This window comes from Streptomyces canus 299MFChir4.1 (assembly GCF_000383615.1).
Classification (GTDB): domain Bacteria; phylum Actinomycetota; class Actinomycetes; order Streptomycetales; family Streptomycetaceae; genus Streptomyces; species Streptomyces canus_C.
Genome location: NZ_KB911625.1, coordinates 25,547 through 49,170, shown reverse-complemented (window position 1 = coordinate 49,170; position 23,624 = coordinate 25,547). Strand labels below are relative to the sequence as shown.

The window sequence follows — 23,624 nt, the reverse complement described above, 5'->3', positions numbered from 1 at the left end:
GCTCCTCATTCTGTCACTGCCTCTTCGTCTGCGCGGCTGGTCCGGCCGTCCTGAGTACGGGTCCGGGCCATGAGCCGCCGCCCTACGTCGATCCGTATGACGAGAGCGATGGCGACAGCGGCGATCAAGGCGATGTCGATGAGCATCAGAGCCCAGCCTGTGCCATCGACCATGGCGCCGACCAGTGTGGGGCCCACGAAGCCGCCGCTGGCCCAGCTGATGCTGTACATGCCCGCGTAGGTTCCGAAGACCTGAGCGGAAGGGGCGAGGTTCCACAGGACCACGGCCGCGTTCACGAGGAAGCAGGCCGCTCCGGCCGCGCCTATGCACAGCGCCACGGTGACGCCGGTCGCGGTCCGCAGGAAAGTGCCCAGCACCAGCGCCGCGGCGAAGACTGTCATGCCTCCCGCGATGACGCGCAGTCGTCCGTAGCGCTCGGCGAGAAGCGCTGCCGGATAGGCCGCTGCGATGAAGGCGATACCGCTGGGCAGTGTCAGCCCACCGGCATCGCCGCGCGACAGGCCGAGCGTCTCCATCCCGAAGGGAGTGATCAGCGAGCGGGAGGCAGACCATGCGCTGCCGAACAGGAGGATCGCGGCCAGGAGGAGCAGGCGGCTGCGATCGCTGTCCCGCACGATCTCCTTGAGCGTGTCGCGAACCCGCCGCCGCTTGAGAGCGTCTTCCGATCGGGACTCGCTTTCCGCCACCGCGGCCTGGTAGGCGGGTGAGTGGCTGTCGCGCACGGTGGCGGCGAGCACGGCCACGGAGATCAGCATGATGACCGCGGGGATGGCGAAGGCGATCTTGGGGTGGTCGTCCACCAAGAGGAGGCTGATGACCGCTGCGGCGATGGTAGTGAAGCTTGTCGCGATCTTCACCGTCGCGTTGGCACGGCTCCGGCGTTCAGGCGCGATGAAGTCGGGCACCAGCGCTTCGGCGATCGGTTTGAAGGCGTTGGCGACCACCGCGTAGGAGAACATCACCAGGATCAGGAGGGGCAGGGAGGCCGCCGCGTGCGGAAGAAGGACGAACAGCCCTGCCGCGACAGGCATGCCGACCACGAGGTAGGGCATCCGCCGGCCCCAAGCGGTCCTGGTGTGGTCGGACCTGTTGCCCATCCAGGGCTGGATGAAAATGCCCAGCAGGTTGTCCATGCCCATCAGCAGGCCGACCACCGCTGCGCTGGAGATGTGCTCCCTGAGCATGGGAGGGACTTGGGACTCGTAGAAGTTCCAGGTCGATTCCTGCGCGAACACCGCGAGGGCGGCCAGGAGCGTGATGCGCCAGGTCCCCTGGTGCTTCCCTGGTGACACTGTCCTCATGAACTTCCCCCCTTCGTGCCTCCACTCAGGGAGGAGGCTGGTGGATGAGATGCGTTCCGCACCGATACGTGATTACAGGACGTCCGGCGGCTCAGGCCGTTGTACGCGTCTCGTTGCCGAGGCCTTGGTTCGCGTTCGCCGGCGGGTGCGTGGCGATGCGGTCCGCGATCGCTGCCCCCAGGCCCGCCGTGGTGCCGGGCCCGCCCAGGTCGGGGGTCAGGACCTCGGGCTGCTTGTCCAGGACCTCTTCGATCGCGGTCACCATCCGTGCGGCGGCGGCGTGTTCGCCCAGGTGGTCGAGCATCATCGCGCCGCTCCAGATCTGTCCGACGGGGTTGGCCACGCCAAGCCCGGCGATGTCCGGTGCCGAACCATGGACCGGTTCGAAGAGGCTGGGGAACGTGCCCTCTGGGTTGATGTTGGCACTGGGGGCGATACCGATGGTGCCCGTAACCGCCGGGCCGAGGTCGGAGAGTATGTCTCCGAACAGGTTGCTGGCCACCACGACGTCGTAACGCTGGGGCCGCAGGACGAAGTTGGCCGACAGGATGTCGATGTGCTCCTTGTCGGCGGTCACGTGCGGATACTGTGCGGCCATCTCGGCCGCCCGCTCGTCCCAGTACGGCATGGAGATCGCTATGCCGTTGCTCTTGGTCGCCCAGGTCAGGTGCGGGGTTGGGCGAGAGGCAGCCAGCTCGAAGGCGTAGCGCAGCACGCGGTCGACGCCGGTTCGGGTCATCACGGTCTCCTGCAGAACGGTTTCCCGCTCAGTGCCTTCGAAGATCCGCCCGCCGATGCTGGAGTACTCGCCCTCGGTGTTCTCCCGGACGACCAGGAAGTCGATGTCGCCGGGCAGATGATCACGCAGTGGACTGCGCACCCCGCGCAGCAGCCTGACCGGCCGCAGATTGACGTACTGGTCGAATCCGCGGCGCATCTGCAGCAGGCTTCCCCACAGCGACACGTGATCGGGGACCACTTCGGGCCAGCCGACCGCGCCGAAGTAGATCGCGTCGAACGAGCCCAGCACGCTCTTCCAGTCGGAGGGGAGCATCACGCCGTGTCGCTGCCAGTAATCCGCGCTTGCGAAGTCGAACTCGACGACCTCCAGGCCGAATCCGTACACGTCGGCGACCGCTCGCAGGCAGCGCAGGCCCTGCGGGACGACCTCGGATCCGATCCCGTCACCGGGGATGGCGGCAATGCGGTAAATGCGCGGCACGAATCCGCTCCTCAGTCCGGGCCAACGGGAAGTCCAGTGCTCCAGCAGTGGGCGGAGCAACGGGGTGGACCCACTTTGGTCAGCACCAACAGCCGGAACAAGACTGCGTACGGCAAGGTAGCCTTTCGCTCATGGCAAGCCTCCGCTGGGCTGGGCAGCCGGCCGACGTGCGACACTCCTCGATGGATGACCTGTGGTTCTTCCAGGTCGTCGCCTCGAACGAGACGCTGACCGCCGCATCGCGCGAGCTGGGATGTTCCCTGTCGGCTGTCAGCAAACGCCTCAGCGCGCTGGAACGCCGTCTGGACGCCCGACTCGTCCAGCGCGGCGCCCGTCGGCTCGCACTGACCTCAGAAGGTGAGCGATACGCAGCACGCAGCCAGGCGATTCTTGACCAGGTCCGGGACCTGGAGGACTCACTGGCCGATCAATCCGCAGACCTGCGCGGGTTGCTGGTCGTCGAGGCCACCCTGGGCCTGGGACGAGCTCATGTGGCCCCGCTGCTGAGCGAGTTCGGCGCGGCCCACCCTCACCTGCGTGTACGACTACAGACCTCTGAGCTTCCGCTGCGTCCCCACCGACGCACCTTCGACGTGGCCGTCCATGTGGGCATGCCCCCCGACTCCTCGCTGCGCATGCGGCGTCTGGCCGCAAACCGCCGTGTGCCCTGTGCGGCACCGTCCTACCTCGCGGAACGCGGCGTCCCCGAGAGCATCGATGATCTGGCCCGGCACAACTGCATCGTGTTGCGTGAGAAGGAGAGCGACTACGCGCTCTGGCGCTTCGGCGACACAGCTGATACCCGGCAGATGCGCGTACACGGCAGCCTGGCGAGCAACGACGGTTATGTGGTGACGGACTGGGCGCTTGAGGGACGAGGGGTGATCATGCGTTCGGAATGGCACGTCAGGCCGTACCTCGAACGCGGCGACCTCGTCCGGGTACTGCCGCACATTCCGACACCCGCCGCTGACATCTACGCGTTGCACGGAGGCGACGAACACCTTCCGCACCGGGCCGCCCAGTTCATCGACCATCTCTCCGCGGGCCTGTCAAAGCGTCTGAGCTCTGTTGACCCGCCTCACTAGCGCCCACGGCGCCGCCCGACGGGAGATCGCCGTAGTTCCTCGACAGCGGTCGGCCGCGCCCGCGCCAGCACGTTCGCGGGCACGCCGCTGATCCGGGCCGGACAGGGTGTTGGTTCAAGCTCGGTGCGCTGGAGTCATTCCGAGGCGGTCTGTGGCCACCGGCGTCGTACCGTGTCCACGGTGGTGTCCGGTCCTGTGTGTGCGGAACTTCTCCTCTCCCCCCGTGCCTCGTCCGAGGAGACAGGTCTTGAAGCCAAGACCGATGCGCGCGAGCCCGGCCGCGGCCTGGTCGAGCCCGGCTTGGACCTGAGCGGCATCGACGATTGACCGACCTATCAGAGACAACGACCTCTTGAGGCGTCGTCGAGCGCGCCCCTCCGCAGGCAGCAGACGTGCGGGTGGAGGCCTGTGGGGCCACACACCGACCACCGTGCGGACAGCCTTGATCCGACGCAGCGCATGCGGACGCATCATGCGCCGGACGCCCGACGCATTGTCGAGCTGTCGAGGTATGAGGGCACAGATCGTGACATCTGTCGAAAGACCTCCCTCGTTCTGTCCCATACGTTGACGCACCAACACCGTCGACATCGCGCCACAGGACGAGCACCCACTCGTGGCCCGATCAACAATCTGGCACCCAGGCCCCCGCACGTTCGATCTTCCACGTTGTGCCCAGAGGAACCCTCAGACCCCCCGGCGACACGAGCCGGCCCTCACTCCGGAGCGCTCATGCGAACAACCACCATCACTCGCGGATCTCGGCTCGCAGTCCTTGCGACTGCCGGTCTCCTCGCCCTGGCTGGGTGCGGCGACAAGGAGGCGCCCTCCGTCGCCAGTGGCTCGGACGGGGGCAAGCCTGTGACCGGCGCTCCCATCCTCGTCGGGTTCATCAACACCGGCCAGGGCGGCCTGTCATTTCCCGAGGTCAGGGTCGCGGCAGACGCTGCGAGCAGCTACGTCAACACCCACGACGGCGTGAACGGCAGACCGATCGAGCTCATCAGCTGCTCGACCACCGGAGCCCCGGAGAGCGCCGGCAAGTGTGCCAACGACCTCATCGCCAAAAAGGTTTCCGTAGCCGTGCTCGGCGTCGAACTCGGCGCCGACGCAGTCCTGAAGCCGCTCAAGGAGGCCGGCATCCCGATCTTCGGGGTCTCTTCGTCCGGAACAACGCTGGCCAGCGACCCCTCTGTGACCTTCACGACCCCGCCGGCGTCCCTGACGTGGAACGGCTTCTGGAAGGTCATGAGGCAAGCAGGGGCCCGAAAGCCGATCATGATCGGTGTCGACGCGGGCCCGGCGTACAAGAAGATCCTGGACACCACCGTGGTACCGAGCGCGAAGGCCGCCGGGCTCGACCTCAGCTACACGCTCAACAACCCCGCCTCCCCCGACTTCGCGGCCGCCGTCACCGCCGCGAAGGAGAAGGGCGCCGACGCGATCTACTTCTCCGGTGCCGAGGGCGACTGCACGAACGGCATCAAGACCGCCCGGCAACTCGGGTGGAACAAGCCCATCTTCGCGGGCAGTTGCACGCAGTTCATCAAGACCCTCGGTTCGCAGGCGGAGGGTGTCTACACGCAGCAGTACCTTCTGCCCGCCAACTCCAGGGACACCGCGCCCAAGGGCAAGCAGGCGCAGATCGACCTCTACGTCAAGCACATGACCGCGGCCGGCGCCACGGACAAGATCGACTCGTTCGCGACCTACGGGTTCGCCGACATCATGACCCTGACCGATGTCCTCAAGGGCGTCAACGGCAAGATCACCGCTGCCACGGTGAAGAGCGCACTGGCGACCTACAAGGGCGACGTGTTCCTCGGCGCCCCCGTGGACTGCTCCGCGCGTCCGCTGCCGAAGGAGAGCTGCGGTAGCTCGATCGTCTCGCTGAAGGTCCTGCCGGGCGGCAAGCAGAAGGTCCTCACCGGCGGCTTCCTCGACATCACCAAGGGCTGACCGCGATGGATCAGTATCTGCTCTTCGCCCTGCTCGGGATGGGCGCCGGTGCGGTGTTCGCCGGCCTCGGGATGGGCCTTGTCACGGTCTACAAGGGCTCCGGCGTGGTGAACTTCGCGCAGGCGAGCCTGGGCCTGTGGGGTGCTTTCGTCTTCGACGAACTCCGCAAGACCGGAGATCTGGTACTGCCTGTGCTGGTGATCCCGGGGCGCGTCCACCTGGGCACCAGCACACCCCTTCCCGTGGCGGTCGCCGTGGGTCTGCTGTCCAGCGCGGCGCTCGGCGCGCTCGTCCACGTCCTCGTCTTCAGGCCGCTGCGGAACGCTCCGGCACTGTCGAAGATCATGGCCTCGGTCGGGATCCTGACCTTGCTGCAGAGCTTGCTCGTGCGGCGGTTCGGTTCCGGCTCCCGGGTCGTCGACTCGGTGCTGGGGTCGGACAGTATCCGGTTCGCCGGTGTGGAACTGCCGCTGGACCGCCTGTGGTTGCTGGCGATCACGGTGGTTGTCGCCTGCGCGCTCGTCGCCTACTACCGCTGGTCGATGGCCGGACTCGCGACCCGGGCAGGCGTGGAGGACGAAGTCGCGCTCCTGCTCGCGCGCTGGTCCCCGAACCGCCTCGCGAGTCTGAACTGGGCGCTGGGGACCGGGGTGACGTCACTCTTCCTCCTGCTCGCGAGCCCGATCACCGGACTCAATCCCGCGAGCATCGGAACGCTGGTCGTACCCGGCCTTGCGGCACTGCTGGTCGCGCGGCTCTCCTCGGTCGCGGTCGCCGCGGTGGCGGGGCTCGGCCTGGGCGTGCTGCAGAGCGAGCTCTCGTTCATGCAACTGCAGTCGTGGTGGCCCCGCAGCCTCCCCAGCGGTACGACCGACGCGATCCCGTTCGTCGTGATCGTCATCGCGCTCGTCCTGCTCGGCAAGAAGCTCCCTCGCCGCGGCGAGCTGGTGCTCACTCGTCTGCCCGCGGTCGTGCGGCGGCCGTTGCGGCTGAAGTGGGTGCTGCTCGGTACGGCGGCCGTGGCGCTGCTGGCGCCGCTGCTCGGGCAGGCGCAGCGCAACGGGCTGATAGCCAGCATGGTGTTCGCGGTCATCGCCCTCAGCTACGTCGTCCTGGTCGGCCTCGTGGGGCAGGTCTCCCTGGGACAGGCCGCCATCGCCGGCGTCTCCGCGTTCACCCTGGCCCGGGCCACGGACGGGCTGCCCTTCCCCGTCAGCGTGCTGTTGTCGGCGCTCACCGCCACTCTCGTGGGCGTGGTGATGGGCGCACCGGCGCTGCGCATCCGTGGCGCCCAGCTCGCGGTCGTGACCCTCGCCGGCGCTGTGGCCGTGGAAGCGCTGTTCCTCCGGCAGATCTCCGCGGGCGGTTCCGAGCTGGCGGACCCGAAGCTGTTCGGCCTGGACCTGGCCGCGCAGCGGGCCAGCGAACTGGCCCGGCTCCCCTTCACCTATGCCGTGCTCGCCGCACTGGTGCTGTGCTGCCTGCTTGTCTCCCGTGTTCTGAACGGCACCACCGGACGTCGTTTCCTCGCCGTGCGTTCCAACGAGCGGGCCGCCGCCGCGGTCGGAGTAGACGTCGCCCGGACGAAGCTCATCGCATTCGCTCTGTCGAGCTTCATCGCCGGTGTCGGTGGAGCGCTGCTCGCGTACTCGCGCGGCAGCGTCTCCATTGAGAGCTTCAATTACCTCGCCGGCATCAGCTTCCTCATCTTCGCCTTCATCGGTGGCATCACCAGCGTGGGCGGGGCTCTGCTCGCGGGTCTGATCGGGCCCTTCGGCCTGTGGTACGTCGTGCTGGACGGCTTGGTGCCGCTGGGGTCCGCGTACGACATACTCGGCGGCCTCACCATGATCAGCACGGCGATCGTGGCCCCCGAAGGTGCCGCCAGCTTCTACGGCAAGGCCCTGCGCAAGCTGCTCGCCCGCCGTACCAAAACGGCAGGCCATGCCGGAAAGGTGCCGGCGCCGGCGGACACTTCTGCGGCAGCCGTTCCTTCCGTGGACGCGCTCGCGCCCACGCCGCCGGCCGCCGCGGAGCGCATGTCAGGCCCGGCCCTTGAAGTCGAGCGCGTCAATGTGCGGTACGGCGGGGTGCGCGCCGTGCAGGACGTGTCGCTGATCGTCCGAGCGGGCGAACTGCACGGCCTCATCGGCCCCAACGGCGCCGGCAAGACCAGCACGCTGGACGCGATCGCGGGTTTCTGCGTGAGCGAGGGCGCCATCCGGGTGCGCGGAACCGACGTCAGCCGCCTTCCTCCCCACCGTCGCTTCGGCGCGGGGCTGGCCCGAACCTGGCAGGCGACGGAGCTGTTCCTCGATCTGACGGTCCGGGACAACCTGCTCGTGGCAGCGCAGCCGGGAAGCCTCGGAGATCTCGTCAACGACGTGGTGGGTCGCGCGAGGATTTCCAAGGACGACGCGATGTCCGCCCTCCGGCTGCTCGGCATCGAGCACCTCGCCGACAGCCACCCCGCCGAGCTGAGCACCGGGCAGCAGAAGCTCGTCGGAGTCGCCAGGGCGCTGGCCGCGCGGCCAGCGGTGCTCCTGTGCGACGAGCCCGCCGCCGGCTTGGACAGCGCGGAGAGCCGCGAGCTGGGCCGGCACCTGCGCGCCGTCGCGGACACGGGCGTCGCCGTTGTGCTGATCGAGCACGACCTGTCGCTGGTTCTGCAGATGTGCGACCAGGTCACGGTGCTCGATTTCGGTCAGGTCATCGCGCAGGGCCCACCCGAGGCCATTCGTCGCGACCCCGCCGTGATGACCGCGTACGTCGGTGACACGCGCCCCGTCAGTTCCGTCTCGAAGGAGGTGCAGCCATGAGCGTGCTGCTGTTGCAAGAACTCACCGCCGGACGCAACGGCGTGCCCGTGGTACGTGACCTCGACCTCGATGTGCAGGCCGGTGAGATCGTCGCTCTGCTCGGCCCCAACGGAGCCGGAAAGACCACCGTGCTGGAGACCGTCGGGGGAGTGCTGCAGCCGCTGGGCGGTTCGGTGCGAGTCGGCGGAGAACAGGTGCGAGGGGTCCAGCGTGCGGCGGAACTCGGGGTGAGCTACGTGCGGGAGGGCAGAGGTCTGTTCACCCAGCTCACGGTCCGGGAGAACCTGCAACTGCGCACCCACAGCCGCCGTGCCGCACGGGACCTTCTGCCCCGCTACCCCGTTCTCGAAGCCATCGCGGACCGGCGCGTGGGGCTGCTCTCCGGCGGTGAGCAGCAGCTGCTCGCGGTCGCCTGCGCCCTCTCCGTAGAGCCCCGGCTCCTGCTCATCGACGAGATGACGATGGGTCTGTCCCCGGTCGCCGTGAAGCAGCTCCTCGTGCTGGTCCGTGACGCGGCCGACCGCGGTGTCGCCGTCCTGTTCGTCGAGCAGCATGTGCAGGACGCGCTGCAGTTCGCCGATCGCGCCTGTGTCCTCAGGCACGGTGAGCTGGTCGCACAGGGCACCTCCGAGCAGCTCGCCGAGCAGCTGGAAGCCCTGCACGACAGCTACTTCGACATGAGTCTGCCGCACTGAATGTGCTTCCCGCGGTGGCAGCGTGTGTCCTTGCCGTTTGTCCCTGATCCTGTTCCCTATCGCAGTTGCGGAGTGCAACTCCCCACCGCCTGACGGCGTTTGCTTGCCCTGATGTGTGCTGAGCCGCCCGGGCGGGACCCTTGTCTAAGGAGATCTCTTGCTGAGCAGTGATGTTGTGGTTGTCGGTGCCGGGATGGCCGGTGCGTCGATAGCCGCGGAGTTGTCCGAGCGGTTGTCGGTCGTGGTGGTGGAATCGGCCGCCTCGGGGGAGGAGCACAGCACGGGCCGGTCCGCTGCCGCGTATCTGCCCTCCTACGGCAGCGCTTGGGTGCGCGCGCTCACGGAAGCGAGCCGCCCGCTGTACGAGGCGATCGCCGCCGAGAACGGCGTACCGCTGTTGCAGCTGCGGCCCCTGCTCTGGCTCGCGACCGACGAGCTGAGCGAGAACGCCGTAACCGAGCTGACGCGAACCTCACCGCACATGGACACGCTCACCCCGGGACAGGCGCACGTGCTCTATCCGCCGCTGCGGGCCGAGCGGGTCCGATCCGCCGCCGTCGACCGTTCGGCTGCGGATCTGGATGTCGCCGGCCTGCACCAGAGCTACTTCAGGACACTGCGACAGCGTGGCGCCACCGTGCTGTTCAACGCGGAGGTGCGCGACATCAAGCGGGACGGCCAGGGCTGGCACGTCACGGCCGGTGAGCACGTCATCCGGTGCGCGAAGGTGGTCAACGCCGCGGGCGCGTGGGTGGATCAGGTCGCCGACCGCGCCGGAATTCCCCCGGTCGGTATCCGGCCCAGGCGGCGCACGGCGTTCGTCAGCCCGACACGCTACGGTGGTGACGTCTCCGAACTGCCGCTGGCCGTGGACGCGTGCGAGCGGTGGTACGTCAAGCCGGAGGCGGGGCTGATGCTGGGCTCGCCCGCGGACGCCACGGATGTGTCCCCCGGCCGGCCGCGCCCGGACGAACTGGAGATCGCCCGAGCACTCGAAGCGATCGAGGAGACGACCACGCTCGGATTGCGCAGTGTGCAGCGCGCGTGGGCGGGTCTGCGCAACTTCGTCGACGATCACGAGCCTGTGGTGGGCGCGTGGTCCGCGCACGAGGACTTCTACTTCCTTGCCGGGCAGGGCGGTTACGGCATCCAGATGGCGCCGGCGCTGGCCCGGCTGGCGGCTGACATCGTTGCCGAGGGAGCGCTGTCCCCGGAGACAGCCGCGTACGGGGTCCCCGCGGCCGGTCTCGCTCCCGACCGTCTGAAGCGTGACCCCATGTCGTGAGACTTGCCCGCATCGGCGTGTGGCCGCCGCTCGCACCACGCGGCGGTGTCTGCCTGACGGGGCGCGAGGTGGACGACGCGTCGGCGGGGCTCATGGCGCGCCGGCCCAGGTGAGACAGCCGCCGGTACCGTCCCCGCCGGAACCGTCAGCGAGCGTGCTGCGGCCGAAGTGCGTGAAGGACGCGATCCGCACCCCCCGGCCTTCCGGCGCGTGGCGGCGGTCGCCGCCCGCGAAAGCCCGGGGATCCTCCTCGGCGTTCCCCGCGCGGGCCCACCACCGCGACCTGACCGACGACCGCCTGCGCGGCTGTGAACAGGAGCCGGTCACCGCGCCGCCAGACGTCAGCCCCCCGAGGCCCCCAGGCGGAGCAGACGCAGCTGCAACATCAGCGCGAAGCGGCTCTCAGGGTCGTCGAGATCGGTCTCGGCGACCTCGGTCACGCGGCGCAGCCGGTAGCGGAAGGTGTTCTGGTGCACGTACATGGCCTTCGCGGCGGCGGGCACATCGCCGAAACTGTTGAGCCAACTCCGCAGCGTCTCGACCAGGTTGGCGTTGTGCTGCTGGTCGTAGGCGAGCAGGCGGGCCAGCGGTCCCGTCAGCAGGTCGCCGCGTTCGGCGGCCAGGTCGGCCAGATCGAGGAGGAGCGCCTCGACGTGCACGTCCGCGATGTGAGCGAGTCGCCGTGGACCACCGCCTGCGCGCAGTACGCGCAGGGCCCGGTCGGCGCCGCTTCGGGACCGGGCCAGCTCACCGCGGTTCCGGGCCACCGTGCCCACGCCGATCAGGGGCGACATCCGGTCGCCGACCCGGGTGAGGAAGTCCGACGCGACTCGGGCCGCCGACTGCTCCGCGTCGGTCTGATGCTGCGAGACGGGAAGGATCCCGTATGCCACCTCACCGATCAACGCCGTGGCGGCGCGCGGGTGCATCGCGGAGAGGTGCATCGCGAAGGCGTCGGTGAGGCGCTCGCGCTCGGCCGCGTGCCGGGCGTGCAGGCTGGTCGAGCCGGCCGCTGCGGGCGGATCCGATACGGCGAGCGCAAGGACTACGCCCGCGTAATCGGTGAGGCCGAGGCGGCTCAGCGCCTCCGACGTCCCGGGGCCGCCCTCCAGCGCCGTGGAGAGCAGGTCGGCGCGCAGGCGCCGCTCCACGTCGGCGCCGGCACGCAGCCGCAGCATGTGCAGCGCGACCAGCTTGGCCGCGTCGTGCAGTGCCCGCATGCGCTGTGGGCTGAGTTCGGAGTCCACAGCGGCCCAGATGGAGCCGAGGACCTCGTCTCCCGCGCGTACCGCGATCGCGACGCGGGGGATGTGAAACCCGCCCGTCTGCAGGGGTGCGACCAGGACGGGCTGATCGCTGCGGTACAGGTCGCGGAAGACACCGCGTTCCTCCAACAGGCGGGTGAAACGTTCGGGCACCTGCCGTCCCAGTACGGTTTCCACCCGGGAGTCGTCGGCCTCGTCCTGACGGCCGGAGAACGCCAGGACACGCGAGCTGCGGTCCTCGATCGTGACGGGGGCATCCAGGAGCGCGGCCACCGCGTTGGCCAGGGCGAACATGTCCCCGGACGGGGTGCCGCCCAGGGTCTGCGGTCCTGCCTCCCCGACGTCACCTTCCGCGAGCAGAGAGCGCAGCAGGACGGCGAGCTGTGCCCAGGAGGCTCCTCGGGTGAGAGCTAGCAGGGCGACGCCGGAGCGTTCGGCGGCTTCGAGGACCATGGGATCTTCGGGGGCGGGCGAGCGGACGATCAGCGCCGCCGCACCGGCCTCGCCCAGCGACGTGAGCAGCCGGGCGGTCTCGGCCGTCCCGTGCACGCTGACACCGAGGACCAGCGCCTGCCGGGGCAGTAGGGGCTCGTCCAGCGGGTCATGGATCACCACGCCGCCGATCGCGTCCGCGCGCCTGGGATCACCGCAGACCAGATCGAGCAGCGTGGTGCCAAGATCCTCCAGGACGCGCGACAGCCCAGCGCGGGGTCGCACGGCCATCACCCCCTCCGTGGCGGGAGAACGGGTGAGACCACGTCGTTCGTCGTCATTACCCAGAATTGTGCCTTCTGCTCGTTGTATGCGACAAGCGCGGCCTACAAAGGCACCCAGTGAGTCGCGACCGTGACCTCATCCAGGATGTCCGGATCGGGGGTGACACCGAGCCCGGGACCGCCGGGGACCGGCAGATGCCCGTCGTCGAGAATGAACGGTGCGGTGATGTCGGTTCGGTAATACCGGTCGGAACCCGAGGTGTCTCCCGGCAGCGTAAAACCGGGAAGGGCCGCGAGCGCCACATTGGCCGCCCGGCCGAGGCCTGTTTCCAGCATGCCGCCGCACCACACGGGCACTCCGTGTGCCGCGCACACGTCATGGATGCGCCGTGCCTCCAGATAACCGCCCACCCGGCCGGGCTTGATGTTGACGACACTGCACGCGCCGAGGGTGATGGCGGCCGCTGCGGAGCGGGCGGAGGTGATCGACTCGTCCAGGCACACCGGCGTGGTGATGGCCTTGGCGAGCTGGGCGTGCCCCAGAAGGTCTTCCTCCTCCAAGGGCTGTTCGATCAGGAGCAGGTCGAACGGATCGAGGCGGGCAAGATGCCGCGTATCGGCAAGCGTGTACGCGGTGTTGGCGTCGACCTGGAGCAGCAGGGCGTCCCCGAAGTTCTCCCGCACGGCCCGGACCGGCTCGATGTCCCACCCGGGTTCGATCTTGAGCTTGATGCGTACATAGCCCTCGTCGAGGTAGCCGGCGACCGTTTCCAGGAGCTGCGGCAGCGACTCCATGATGCCGACCGACACCCCGCACGGAACCCGGTCGTGCACAGCGCCCAGCTCACGCGCCAACGGCACGCCCCGCGCCCGCAGTTCGGCATCGAGGACCGCCATCTCCAAGCCGGCCTTCGCCATCCGATGGCCACGGAACGGTGCCAACGCGGTGCTGACCGCCGCGCCGTCCAGGCGCTCCCGACGACCGAGGGCCGGGATGAGGAAACGGCGCAGGACATCGGAGCAGGCGGCGACGTACTCGGAGGAGTACAACGGATCGGCCATCGCCACACACTCGCCCCACCCCTCGCTGTCGGCGGTCACCGCACGCAGCAGCAGCGCCGAGCGGTCGGTCAGGGTGGCGAAGGAGGTGCGGAACGGTGCCACCAGAGGCAGCCTGATCTCCCGGATCTCGATGCCGGTGAGTTTCATTGTGTGTCCTGTCTTTCGAGGAGATACCAGCCGGCACGGTCGAACCCAGCGACCTGCCAGCCGTCCGTGAGCAGGCCGCTGAGTACGTCCCGAAGCGCGGATCGCCACGCGGCGGCGCAGGCCGGGTCGCTCCGGCGGAGCTGTTCGATGTCCGCCGGTACGGCGACCCGGGTACGCGCGCCGCTGACGCGGCCGGTGACAGGGCGGCCGTCGGCCGTGATGTCCAGCGCGGCTTCGATGGTGCGCCACGCCCCGGCATCGGCGTCCCGTGGCCGGCCGTGGCAGGCCGCGGCGACGTCGGGCGCTGCCAGGTGCCACTCCGCCAGGAGCCGGTCGGTGGCATCCTCGCCGTTGATGCCGTCGTTCATACGGCCGTAGAAGTCCTGCAGGTACCGCACGGGCCGCGCGGCCAGCTTGCCGATGTTGAAGTAGGCGTTGCGCCGCACCAGCGGATCGAACGTCCACGAAACCTGTGCCGCACCGTGCCGCAGCGTCCATGAGCGTTGGTGCGCCTTGAGAGCGAAGCCGACGCTGCGTCCGCGCATTCGGGCCGACACACCGGCGATGTGACTGTGCAGGGAGCCGGCGGCCGGCGGCCCGAAGAAACCGATGCAGGCGGCGACCAGTTCGCCGTCCCGGGTTGTGTCGAAGGCCGCCGCGACATAGCTGCCCGCCTTGTCCATCGCACGGAGCAACTCGGGTGTCGCCAGGGCGCTTTCGCCGTCGGGTTTCCAGATGGTCTCGAAGAGTGCGCAGGCTCCCTCCAGGTCCGGTGAGGCGCTGATCGGACGTATCCGGCACCCTGAGACGCGTGCGGCCGCTTCCGCGGCTGCCTCCGCGTCAGCGACTATGCGCTCGTCGGCCGCCGCCGATCCGCCCCCCAGGGAGGCGGGGGTGTCGCTCATCGCGTGTTGCCTTCGGCCGTCGCCGAACCCTCGTGCAGTGTGCGCAAGCCCGTCCCGCACACCTCATGTATGAGGGCGGCGAGCAGGGCGGTCCGGGAGGGCAGCTCGCCGACCAGGACATGCTCGTGGTCGGCGTGCGCGCCGCCGCCGACGGCTCCGAGGCCGTCGAGGGTGGGGGTACCGACACCGGCGGTGAAGTTTCCGTCCGACGCCCCGCCTACCGCGGCCGCGGTCAGGGGAGCGAGTCCGAGGCGGCCGGCCAGCTTCTCGGCGGTGCGGTAGAGCCTCTCGGAGGCCTCCTGCTGCAGCGGGGGCCGGTTGGGGCCGCCGGCCACCTCCACCGTCGCGCCGTCGAGGACGGGACGCAGCGCCTTCAGCGCGGCATCCACCCGGGACTGTTCCGTCACGTCCCGTACGCGTACGTCGACGGCGAACCGGCCCGCCGCGGGCACCGTGTTGGCGGTCGTACCCGCACCGAGCACGGTCGGGGTGACGGTGGTTCCGCGGCGGTGGTCGCTGAGAGCGGCGACCGCGACGAGCTGGTGCGCGGCCTCGACGGCGGCGTTCACCCCCTTGTCCGGTTCCAGGCCGGCGTGCGCGGCCTTGCCTCCCATCCGTACTTCGTACAGCGAGACGCCCTTGCGCGCGGTCTTGAGCGCCCCGCCCTCGGCGGCTGCTTCGAGGACCAGGGCGGCGTCGCACAACGAGGCTTCTTGCTCGATCAACTCGCGTGACGAGGGGGAACCGAGTTCCTCGTCGCCGGTGACGAGCAGGGTCACCCCCTCGACCGTGCCGAGCGCACCGAGCGCGTGGAACGCCATCACCAGTCCGGTCTTCATGTCGAAGCATCCAGGCCCGCGCAGCACCCCCTCCCGCACCGAGAAGGGGTGGGTGTTGAGTGAGCCGAGCGGCCAGACGGTGTCATGGTGCCCGAGCAGCAGCACCCGCCGCGGCCCGGACCCCAGCCGCCAGCGCAGGTGGGTGCGACCGTCGAGTTCGATCACCTCCGGCGGTGCTCCGAGATGGCGGGCGCCTAGAGCGGCGACGACCTTGGCGCTGCGGGCCACCGCGGCGAGGTCCGCCGACGGCGACTCGGTGCGCACCAACCGCCCGATGTCGTCGATCATGTCGGCCAGCAACGCCTGGAACCGGGCCACCGGCACAGGAGCGCCGGGCCCGTCAAGGTCGTATGGCTGCTTCATTGTCAGGACACCTTCGGGGTCGCGCGCATGCCGTGGTGCACATACCTGTCGCCGTTGGGCAACGCGTAGAACGTCACCGGGATCCAGGACGGACTGCCGGCGTACTGCACGAGGAACTCGCTGTCGGAGACGGGCACCAGCGCGGTCTCCTGGACCGGTTCCGGCACCAGGTGGGCGAGCGGCCCGGTCGTCGTGTACCGCAGCCGCAGTCCGTCCGTGCCGTCGAAGATGTCGACGCGCGTTCCGGCCCGCTCGTACCGCCCGACGTATCGACCGGCGTCCACCGACACCGGTTCGGCCGGTGGCCGCGGAGGCTCCGGCAGGGCCACCCCGGCCAGGTCGGCGAAGATCTCCCCGAACAGGTCCCGGTACAGGTCCTTCGCCGCGCCACCGTTGGTGAGGAGCGTGACGGCCAGGTCCTGCTCGGGCAGCACCCGCAGGAACGCCGACTGCCCGAGCGTGGCCCCGTCGTGCCCGATCAGACGGTGGCCGTCCCAGCCGAAGCGGATCCAGCCGAGACCCCAGGAGTCCCCGAGCGTGAGCGTGTCCGGCAGATCGACCTGCTGCTCGGTCATGGCCCGCGCCGCGTGTTCCGAGAGCAGACGCGTTCCGTCCGGCGCGGTGCCGCCTGCCAGGTGCAGACGGGCGAAGGCGAGGACGTCCTCGGCCGTGGCGGTGATCAGGCCGGCGGGTCCTGCGGAGCGGGGCAGACTCCAGGCGGGGACCGGACGCGGCGGTTCGTCGCCTTCGGAGTCATGCCCCATGGCGGTGCGGAAGCGCAGCGCCTCCTCCGGCAGCGTGACGGTGTGCTCCAGGCCGAGCGGGGTGCACAGCAGCTCGCGCAGGGCATGGTCCCAGCTCATGCCGGTGAGCTTCTCGATGACCCGTCCGGCGAGCACGAACCCGGAGTTGCAGTACGAGAAGGTCGCCCCCAGCGGATGGTTCTGCGCGGCCTCGTCCAACTGGCCGACGAAGCGTTCCAGGCAGTCGTCGCCGCGTCCGGTGTCGGTGAACACGTCCCCGTCGATGCCGCTGGTGTGGGTCAGCAGATGCCGCATCGTCACCTGCTGTGCCACCTGCGGGTCGGCGAGGCGCAGTTCCGGCAGGACGTCGGCGACCGGGGCGTCCAGGTCGAGGGTGCCCGCGTCGACGAGTTGCATGGCCAGGGTCGCGGTCCACACCTTCGTGATGGACCCGATCTGGAAGAGGGAGTCCCGCGTGGTGGTCACCCCGGTGGCCTTGTTGAGCACGCCGTACGCGGCCACGTCGCTGTGCGCACCGCGGGCGATGCCCAGGACTGCGCCGGGTACCTGATGCCGTTCGGCCAGTTCGGTGAGACGCCGCTGCCAGTGCGCAACATCCACGGGGCGCGCGGCTGAGGGCGCGGAGGAGGCCGGTGCGGACCCGTTGGCGTGGTGGTCGACCCAGTCCACGATGCGCCGCGCCAGGTCGGTGCGGTGCGAGGGAGGGCCATCGAGGAGGAACAGGTGTGAGCCACCGGGGTAGAGCACCAGGCGGGTGGGCACACCTTGGATCTTCAGCGCGTTGAACCACTGCTCGGCCTGGCCGACGGGACATCGTTCGTCGGCCGTGCCGTGCAAAACGAGCGTCGGCGTGCGTACGTTCTCCACCCGGGAGTACGGGGAGAGCTCGGCGTACCTGTCGCGGTCGAGCCAGGGGGCGACGCCCAGTTCGGTGGTGGCCAGCCGGTGTCCCGCATCGCTGGTGCCACACATGCTGGTGAGATCGCTGATCATTGCGCCGGCCACTGCTGCGGCGAAACGATCGTCGCGGCTGGTGAGATAGCCGGTCATGTAGCCGCCGTAGCTGTATCCGGCCACCGCGAGCCGTTCGGGATCGGCGATGCCTTCGGCGACCAGGATGTCGACCGGTTCCAGGAAGTCCCGTGCGTCGCCGGTGCCCCAGGCGCCGAGGTTGGCCGTGAAGAAGGACTCGCCGTAGCCGTCGCTGCCGCGCGGGTTGAGCAGGAGTACGGCCCAGCCGCGGGCGATCAGCTCCTGGTGGTAGAGGTGCACAGGGTCCGCCGCTCCGTTCCAGGCGTTGTGCGGGCCGCCGTGGATGTCGAGCAGCAGCGGCGCGGGGCCGGTCCGCTCGGGATCGCGCAGCAGCCAGCCGTGGACCGTGCCTCCGTCGGAGATCTTGAAGTCCCGTTCCTGCGCGGGGAAGGGTTTCGCGTCCTTGAGCAGCGCGCCGTGCCGGGTGAGGAAGCGTTCTTGGCCGGTGGCGCGTTCGACGGCCACGATCTCGCCGTACCTGTCGGGTGTCGCCAGGACCACGACGGCGGTGTCCTTGGCGACGGACAGTGCGGAGACCACCCGGTCCGCGCCGCTGATGAGCGGCCGCGGCGCACCGCCGGCTGTGTCGACCGTGTACACGTGGCTGCAGCCGCGGTCACGCACGCAGAAGAGGATGGTGCGGCCGTCGTCCGTTGCCCGGGGCAGGGCGCCGGGGTAGGCCGGGCCGCCCGGTGTCACGTTGCGGTCGAGGCCATGCGTCAGGTCGACCGTGGGGCCGCCGTCCAGGGGCACGCGCAGCAGGCCGGCGTGTCCCAGTTCGGTGTCGGTGCGGCCGACGACCAGCAGGGCGTCACCTTCGGCGGTCCAGGTGACGGCTTGGGCGTTGCCCGTACTGACACCCACGAGTCGTGGCTGCGCGGCTTCCCCGGGGTGGGACAGGTCCACGATGTACGTCTCGGAGCGCAGCGTCAGAGCGGCGGCAGGTCCGCGGGCCGCGCAGAAGGCCAGGCTGCGACCGTCGGGTGACCAGGCCGGAGCCCCGGCGTGCCAGTCCCCGTCGGTGACCTGCCGAAGCCTTTGGCCGGCGAGGTCGAGGACATGCAGATGGGTGCGGACGGTGCCCGCGAGGCCGTCACCGTCGACTTTGTGATCAAGGCGGTCCACTACGACCGGTGGTGGCGATGTCGCCTCGGCCCGAGGTGACGGCCGTCGGTCCACCGGAGCGGTGAACGCGATCGCGGTCCCGTCGGGGCTCCATACCGGCGCGCCGGCTCCCAGCGGCAGCTCGGTGACCGGTTCCGGTTCGCCGCCGGCGGTCGGCAGCAGCCACAGCTGCGCGGGGCCGTCGCCGCCGCGCAGAAAGGCGATCCGGTCGCCGGCGGGTGACCACGCCGGCGCTGTGTCCGCGGGGCCGCTGGTGAGTCGGCGAGCCGGGCCGGAGTCGGTCGGCACCGTCCACAGCACCCGTACGTCCCGGTCGTGTTCGCGGTCGGCGGTACGCAGTACGTACACCACATGAGCGCCGTCAGGTGACAGGGACGGCTGCTCCGGCAGCGCGAGGGAGTAGAGATCGTCGATGCCCAGTGGTCGAGTCAAGGCGGGCTGTCTCCTCGTGGACGATACGGATGCGGCGGTGTGCGCGGTCTCTACTTCCGGGAGGGTGCACCGGTTAACCGGAAATTAGGCCAAGGATGCGGGTGTCGCTTCGTTGGCAGCGCCAAGACGCTTACGGATTGTTCGTCGTGGCCGATGAACATCGCCCTTCGCTGTCAGGTTCTCGCCTGCCCACGTGCACCGGAACGCAACGGCACCGTGCCCGTGTGACAGACGTCGAAATGGAGACCGTCAACGCAGGACAACTGGCGGACGACTTCAGGTCGTGAAGGGCCGATAGTGGGCCGGAGCGGGCCCCGACCGACTGTCCTTCTCAAGTGAGGCGAATCGATGGACTCTTTTCCGCTCTTCCGCTCGACCGTGGACGCCGGCGACCTTGTAGCGATCTCCGGGCAGATCGGTCTGGTCGATGGGCGCCTGGTGGACGGTGGTGCCGCCGAGCAAACGGACCAGGCCCTGGCCAATCTGCTGACGGTGCTGGACGGAGCCGGGCTGACGATCTCCGATGTGGTCAAGGTGAACATCTACCTGACCACGATGGACGACTACACGGCCTTCAACGAGCGGTACAACGCGGTGTTCAGTTCTGAGCCCCCGGCCCGTACGTGCGTGGCGGTGCACGAGCTGCCGTTCGGCGCGCTGGTCGAGCTCGAGGCTTGGGCCCGCCGCCGCTGACTGCCCGCCGAGAGGCTTCCGCTGCTTCAGGCCCCGCTCGCACCGAACTCACCGGGCGGGGCCCACGGCTCGGTTGCATGATCCTTCGATTCATGTGGTTGACGGCTTCCGCGCGATCCAGTTCATGCGGTAGCCGGCGCGCAGGCATGTCCGCGTCATCGACGTGGCCGTGACAGCGCTGACGTTTTGCGGCACACTGCACGAACTCCTGGGAGAGCGCAGGTGGCCTCCCGCCACTGCTCGCATCGGATGTCGCATCTGCGCGCCCTGCCACGTGACTGATGTCGCACGAGGTGGTACGACTGGAGGAGCGCTGACGGAGTCGTGGGCGGAATGGCACAAGCCTGCGGCAGGATGGTGAGTCGTGTGCTCGAAGAGCTTCAGCGCGTGGTGGAGACACTCGCGCATCGCCTCGGACGAGCGGTCGCCGTAGACGACCTGGACTTCAGGTTGCTGGCCTACAGCGCACACTTCGGCGAGGGCGACGAATGGCGCGCACGTGTCATCCTCAGCCGCGAGGCTCCGCCCGAGGCCCTGGCGTGGTTGCGCCGTCAGCGCCTTGGGCGCATGACTGGACCGGTGCGCCTTCCGGCCGACAAGGAGCTCGGCATCCTGCCGCGAGTGGTGGTGCCCGTCGTGTACCAGAACATGCGCTTCGGCTACCTGTGGCTGATCGACGCAGAAGGGTCCCTGTCCGACGAGCAGCTGGCTCTGGCGTCCGCAGCGGCTGTTGACGCGGGTGCCATCTGCTTTCGTGAGCGCGTCGTCTCGCAACTGCGTACCGCTCAGGAGGGCGAGCTGGTGCGCGACCTCTTCTCGGACGACGAACAGGCGAGGGGCATTGCCTCGGCCAGGCTGGTGGAGAGCGGTTTGTTCGCGCCGAGGGGCGACGTCACCGTCGTTGTGGCGCGTCCGATTGCCGGCGGCGCCGACGGTGTCGATGAGGACGATCGGATAGCTCTCCAAGCTGCCCTGGACACGGTCTCCACCCGACTCGGCGATCGAGGCAGCCTGCGCCTGGTCAGGCCGGATCACGCCGTCCTGGTCATCGCGAGCGCGACCTTGCGACGCTCGCCGGAGACGCCGGACGCCCTGCGGACGACTTCCCTGGACCGGCTGGGTGGTCGGAGTGCGAAATGGCGTGATGTGCACGTCGCCACGGGCAGCGCAGCTCGTCGGCTCGACGATGCTGTGACTTCGTACACGCAGGCGCTCGACGCTTTGCGTGTGGCGGAGGTCGTTCCCTCGTTCGCCCCGCTGGTCGCACACGAGACGTTGGGCATCTATGCGTTGCTCGCCGCCCAGCCCTTCGACCAGCTCGGCACCTATGGAGTGCACCCTTCGGCGCGGCAACTGCTCGAGGCGGACCGTGATCTTTTCACCACTGCCGAGGTGTATCTGGACAGAGCGGGTGACGCCCGGTCGACCGCCGCCGAGCTCGGACTGCACCGTGCGAGCGTGTACCACCGCGTCCGCCGCATCGAGGACGTCACCGGCCTCGACCTCTCAGACGGGCAGCACCGCCTCCTCCTCCACCTGGGCATCAAGGTCTCCCGGCTCCTGGGGCTCGTCTGAACCCAGAACCAGACGTCGCCACGGGCACCTTCGCCGCACTGGATGCACTTGAACCGGCTCGGCGTGGGGCCCGGCCCGGCTGGAAGGTGAAGGGCCAGAAACTCTCGCCGGACACCTCGCGTACTTGTCCGGCGGGACGGGCGAGATGGCGTCCCGCCGAGTGACCGCCGAGTGGTGCAGCCGATCAAGCTGGCGGAATTCCCGGGTCGCGGCGCGAATTGTCCTCGCCAGAGGCCCTGTTGAGCCTCGCCGGGCCGGGACCAGCGGTGATCGCACGGCGGCCGACTGCGGCACGTACCGGACGGCTCCGAAGCGGAAGCGACGGACCATGATCGGCTACACCACGACCGGCACACGACCACGGACGACGACGTACGGGTTCCTTGAGCTGGCCTTGCCCTGCGCGGGCAGCCCACCGGCCGGTCCGGTCCGCCAAGCGCACGCTGGACGGTGATCACTGAGCGCCACACCGGGCGCGGCGCCGCGTCAAAGCTGTTGCGATCCCCCTCGGCTTCGCTGTCTCAAGATGTCCGCTCGTAGAGCGTCCCCACACGGATCAGGGTGGGGCGTCCGTCGGCGCCAGGGTTGTAGAACTGCACGGCCCTGAACGCCCCTGGGCTGCCGAGGCCCAGGGAAAACCGGTGCCGCTCGCTGTCGATGCAGACGAGCGGCAGGGGCTCACCGCCCCCTGATGTGCCGCCCATGAGCTCTTCCCAAGCGGCCAATTGGGGTGAAGGTGTTGTCCGGAGGTGCAGTTGCCCGTCGTGCAATTCGACGGAAACCTCACCGTTGGGTGACTGATATACCCCAGTGAACTGCTCGGAGTCGACGTTGACGCTGGGCTCCGGCGGGTACGAGGGAGCGGGACTGCTGATGTTGAAACACTCCTTGAGCAGACTTTCGCAGAGCGCGGTGTACAGCTGAAAGCCGGTCGTACTGTTCGTGAGCACCGCGAGGACGGCCTTCTGCTTCGGGAGGACATACAGGGTGGAGTGCATGCCGAGGTTGGCGCCGCCGTGCGCCAGGACCGGGTCGTCACCCTCGCGGACAATGGCCCAGCCGAGTCCGTAGTTCACATACATGGGGAAGCAGCCCCAGTAGTCGTCGAACTGGGGCTCACGCATCTGCTGAAGTGCCTCGGGGGACAGGATGCGGCGTCCGTCGGGAGCCGTACCGTCGATGTGCATCCGCCCGAGCTCGATCAGGGCTTCGACGTCGAGCCACAAGCGGGACCCGGCCGGGCCGTTCTCGGGCCAGGCCCGCAGACGACGGACCCGTGACGCGGTCCCGGTGGCGGGGTCGACGGTGTGTCCCACGGCGGTTGATCGCAAAAGGAGCTCTTCGGCGTCGGCGGTCGCGTTGAGGCCGAGGGGCTGGAGGATGCGCGAGCTGAGTGCGGTGTGGTAGCTCTCGCCGGTGATGACTTCGATGATCCGTCCGAGAGTGCTCATGCCCATGTTGCTGTAGGACCACCGCTCGCCGGGGTTTCCTGTGACCCGCAAGGTGGTGAGTTCTCGCATCAACCGTTCGAGCACGTCATCGCCTGGAGTCAGGTCTGGCATGTAGTCGCCGGGCAGACCCGACGAGTGGTTCAGCAGCATGCGTACGGTGATCGCCGCTGACCGCTCGGGATTCGCAAGCGTGAAGTCGGGCAGGTAGGCCCGCACGGGTGCTTCGAGGTCGAGCAGACCCTCGTCCACGAGAGTCATCGCCAGAGAAGCGGTGAACACCTTGGTGACGGACCCGGCGGCGAACAGCGAGTCGGGCAGCACGGGTGCGCCGGTTGCCACGTTCACTGTCCCGGCCTCGGCCCTGACAAGCGTGCCGTCGTGCCACAGGGCTGCTGACGCGCCCACCACGCTGAATTTTTCGACCAGCTCCGAGAGCCGACGGGTGAGCTCCTTCGATGTCATCATTCCCACCAAGATAGGTGCGCCGGCTATCGGGCACACGCGACACCAGTCACCCTTGCCCGGCGCCTGCGTCGACAGATGTCGTGCGGGCTTTTGAGGGATGGCGACTGTTTCCCGCGGCTTTTCTCGTCTGCGATCGCGGGCGCAGACCCAGCAGCCGAGGAAGGACTCCAAGGCTACGGCGCCCCGTAAGAACCGCTGTCGAAAGAGGAGGAAATGCAGGCGTCCGCTCCTGACCATGAGCGGGAACGCCGCTCATGCTCAGCTGCCGGCGGTCGGCATCGTCGAGGCGCGGCGGCACGCCCCGACAGTCTGCTTCACTTCGTAACCTGCATGGCCGCAGCGTTGCTGCACTGGACCCTCCGGTCACCACCCACCTGGCCGACGGTGGGTCGCGGCGTTC

The 23,624-nt window shown here is 69.1% G+C and carries 15 protein-coding genes; 7 read left to right on the top strand and 8 right to left on the bottom strand.

The window, feature by feature from the left end:
- Positions 1-5: 5 nt before the first annotated feature.
- Both H293_RS51405 and H293_RS0143055 read right to left on the bottom strand, forming a co-directional pair.
- Positions 6-1,322, bottom strand: coding sequence for an MFS transporter (locus tag H293_RS51405; protein ID WP_051138247.1), 1,317 nt, complete (start codon positions 1,320-1,322; stop codon positions 6-8).
- A gap of 91 nt (positions 1,323-1,413) precedes the next feature.
- Positions 1,414-2,544 carry a tartrate dehydrogenase gene (locus H293_RS0143055; RefSeq protein WP_020123968.1) on the bottom strand — a complete coding sequence of 377 codons (1,131 nt, stop codon included), beginning with the start codon at positions 2,542-2,544 and terminating at the stop codon, positions 1,414-1,416.
- Positions 2,545-2,675: 131 nt separating this feature from the next.
- Between H293_RS0143055 and H293_RS0143050 the strand changes: the two genes are divergently transcribed.
- From H293_RS0143050 to H293_RS0143030, 5 genes are all read left to right on the top strand, one after another.
- The gene (locus tag H293_RS0143050; protein ID WP_020123967.1) at positions 2,676-3,632 is read left to right on the top strand and encodes a LysR family transcriptional regulator; all 957 of its coding nucleotides are present in this window, start codon (positions 2,676-2,678) and stop codon (positions 3,630-3,632) included.
- An 861-nt stretch (positions 3,633-4,493) separates the two neighbouring features.
- On the top strand, positions 4,494-5,591 hold the full coding sequence (locus tag H293_RS0143045) for an ABC transporter substrate-binding protein (protein ID WP_020123966.1): 1,098 nt from the start codon (positions 4,494-4,496) through the stop codon (positions 5,589-5,591).
- 5 nt (positions 5,592-5,596) lie between these two features.
- Positions 5,597-8,410, top strand: coding sequence for a branched-chain amino acid ABC transporter permease/ATP-binding protein (locus H293_RS0143040; RefSeq protein ID WP_020123965.1), 2,814 nt, complete (start codon positions 5,597-5,599; stop codon positions 8,408-8,410).
- Entirely contained in the window at positions 8,407-9,105 is a 699-nt protein-coding gene (locus tag H293_RS0143035; RefSeq protein ID WP_020123964.1) for an ABC transporter ATP-binding protein, read from the top strand. The genes H293_RS0143040 and H293_RS0143035 overlap by 4 nt, the downstream gene beginning before the upstream one ends.
- Positions 9,106-9,262: 157 nt before the next feature.
- Complete coding sequence (locus H293_RS0143030; RefSeq protein ID WP_028808708.1) at positions 9,263-10,390, top strand: NAD(P)/FAD-dependent oxidoreductase; 1,128 nt, start codon at positions 9,263-9,265, stop codon at positions 10,388-10,390.
- Between the two features lie 341 nt (positions 10,391-10,731).
- On the opposite strand, the gene H293_RS0143020 is transcribed toward H293_RS0143030, so the two are convergent.
- The 5 genes from H293_RS0143020 to H293_RS0143000 form a co-directional block, all read right to left on the bottom strand.
- Complete coding sequence (locus H293_RS0143020; protein ID WP_020123961.1) at positions 10,732-12,378, bottom strand: PucR family transcriptional regulator; 1,647 nt, start codon at positions 12,376-12,378, stop codon at positions 10,732-10,734.
- Between the two features lie 95 nt (positions 12,379-12,473).
- A complete protein-coding gene (gene menC / locus H293_RS0143015; RefSeq protein ID WP_020123960.1) occupies positions 12,474-13,580 on the bottom strand; it encodes an o-succinylbenzoate synthase in 1,107 nt (368 codons plus the stop codon).
- The gene (locus H293_RS0143010; RefSeq protein ID WP_020123959.1) at positions 13,577-14,485 is read right to left on the bottom strand and encodes a hypothetical protein; all 909 of its coding nucleotides are present in this window, start codon (positions 14,483-14,485) and stop codon (positions 13,577-13,579) included. The genes menC and H293_RS0143010 overlap by 4 nt, the downstream gene beginning before the upstream one ends.
- Positions 14,482-15,612 (bottom strand): M20 family metallopeptidase, encoded by a 1,131-nt coding sequence (locus H293_RS0143005; protein WP_051138248.1) that lies wholly within the window; start codon positions 15,610-15,612, stop codon positions 14,482-14,484. Before H293_RS0143005 ends, H293_RS0143010 begins: the two co-directional genes overlap by 4 nt.
- 77 nt (positions 15,613-15,689) lie before the next feature.
- Positions 15,690-19,040, bottom strand: coding sequence for a serine hydrolase (locus tag H293_RS0143000; RefSeq protein WP_020123957.1), 3,351 nt, complete (start codon positions 19,038-19,040; stop codon positions 15,690-15,692).
- 348 nt (positions 19,041-19,388) lie between these two features.
- On the opposite strand from H293_RS0143000, the gene H293_RS0142995 reads away from it, so the two are divergent.
- A complete protein-coding gene (locus H293_RS0142995; RefSeq protein ID WP_020123956.1) occupies positions 19,389-19,733 on the top strand; it encodes a RidA family protein in 345 nt (114 codons plus the stop codon).
- Between the two features lie 366 nt (positions 19,734-20,099).
- Positions 20,100-21,308 carry a PucR family transcriptional regulator gene (locus tag H293_RS51400; RefSeq protein ID WP_051138246.1) on the top strand — a complete coding sequence of 403 codons (1,209 nt, stop codon included), beginning with the start codon at positions 20,100-20,102 and terminating at the stop codon, positions 21,306-21,308.
- Between the two features lie 521 nt (positions 21,309-21,829).
- Here the strand turns inward: H293_RS51400 and H293_RS51395 are convergent.
- Complete coding sequence (locus H293_RS51395) at positions 21,830-23,224, bottom strand: serine hydrolase domain-containing protein (RefSeq protein WP_020123954.1); 1,395 nt, start codon at positions 23,222-23,224, stop codon at positions 21,830-21,832.
- Positions 23,225-23,624: the final 400 nt, after the last annotated feature.

Excerpts from the sequence above, each read along its gene's own strand:
- H293_RS51395 (WP_020123954.1), bottom strand. The coding sequence starts at position 23,224 with ATGATGACATCGAAGGAGCTCACCCGTCGGCTCTCGGAGCTGGTCGAA.
- H293_RS0143005 (WP_051138248.1), bottom strand. The coding sequence starts at position 15,612 with ATGATCGACGACATCGGGCGGTTGGTGCGCACCGAGTCGCCGTCGGCG.
- menC (WP_020123960.1), bottom strand. The coding sequence starts at position 13,580 with ATGAAACTCACCGGCATCGAGATCCGGGAGATCAGGCTGCCTCTGGTG.
- H293_RS0143035 (WP_020123964.1), top strand. The coding sequence starts at position 8,407 with ATGAGCGTGCTGCTGTTGCAAGAACTCACCGCCGGACGCAACGGCGTG.
- H293_RS0143010 (WP_020123959.1), bottom strand. The coding sequence starts at position 14,485 with ATGAGCGACACCCCCGCCTCCCTGGGGGGCGGATCGGCGGCGGCCGAC.
- H293_RS0143020 (WP_020123961.1), bottom strand. The coding sequence starts at position 12,378 with ATGGCCGTGCGACCCCGCGCTGGGCTGTCGCGCGTCCTGGAGGATCTT.
- H293_RS0143040 (WP_020123965.1), top strand. The coding sequence starts at position 5,597 with ATGGATCAGTATCTGCTCTTCGCCCTGCTCGGGATGGGCGCCGGTGCG.
- H293_RS51405 (WP_051138247.1), bottom strand. The coding sequence starts at position 1,322 with ATGAGGACAGTGTCACCAGGGAAGCACCAGGGGACCTGGCGCATCACG.
- H293_RS0143050 (WP_020123967.1), top strand. The coding sequence starts at position 2,676 with ATGGCAAGCCTCCGCTGGGCTGGGCAGCCGGCCGACGTGCGACACTCC.
- H293_RS0142995 (WP_020123956.1), top strand. The coding sequence starts at position 19,389 with ATGGACTCTTTTCCGCTCTTCCGCTCGACCGTGGACGCCGGCGACCTT.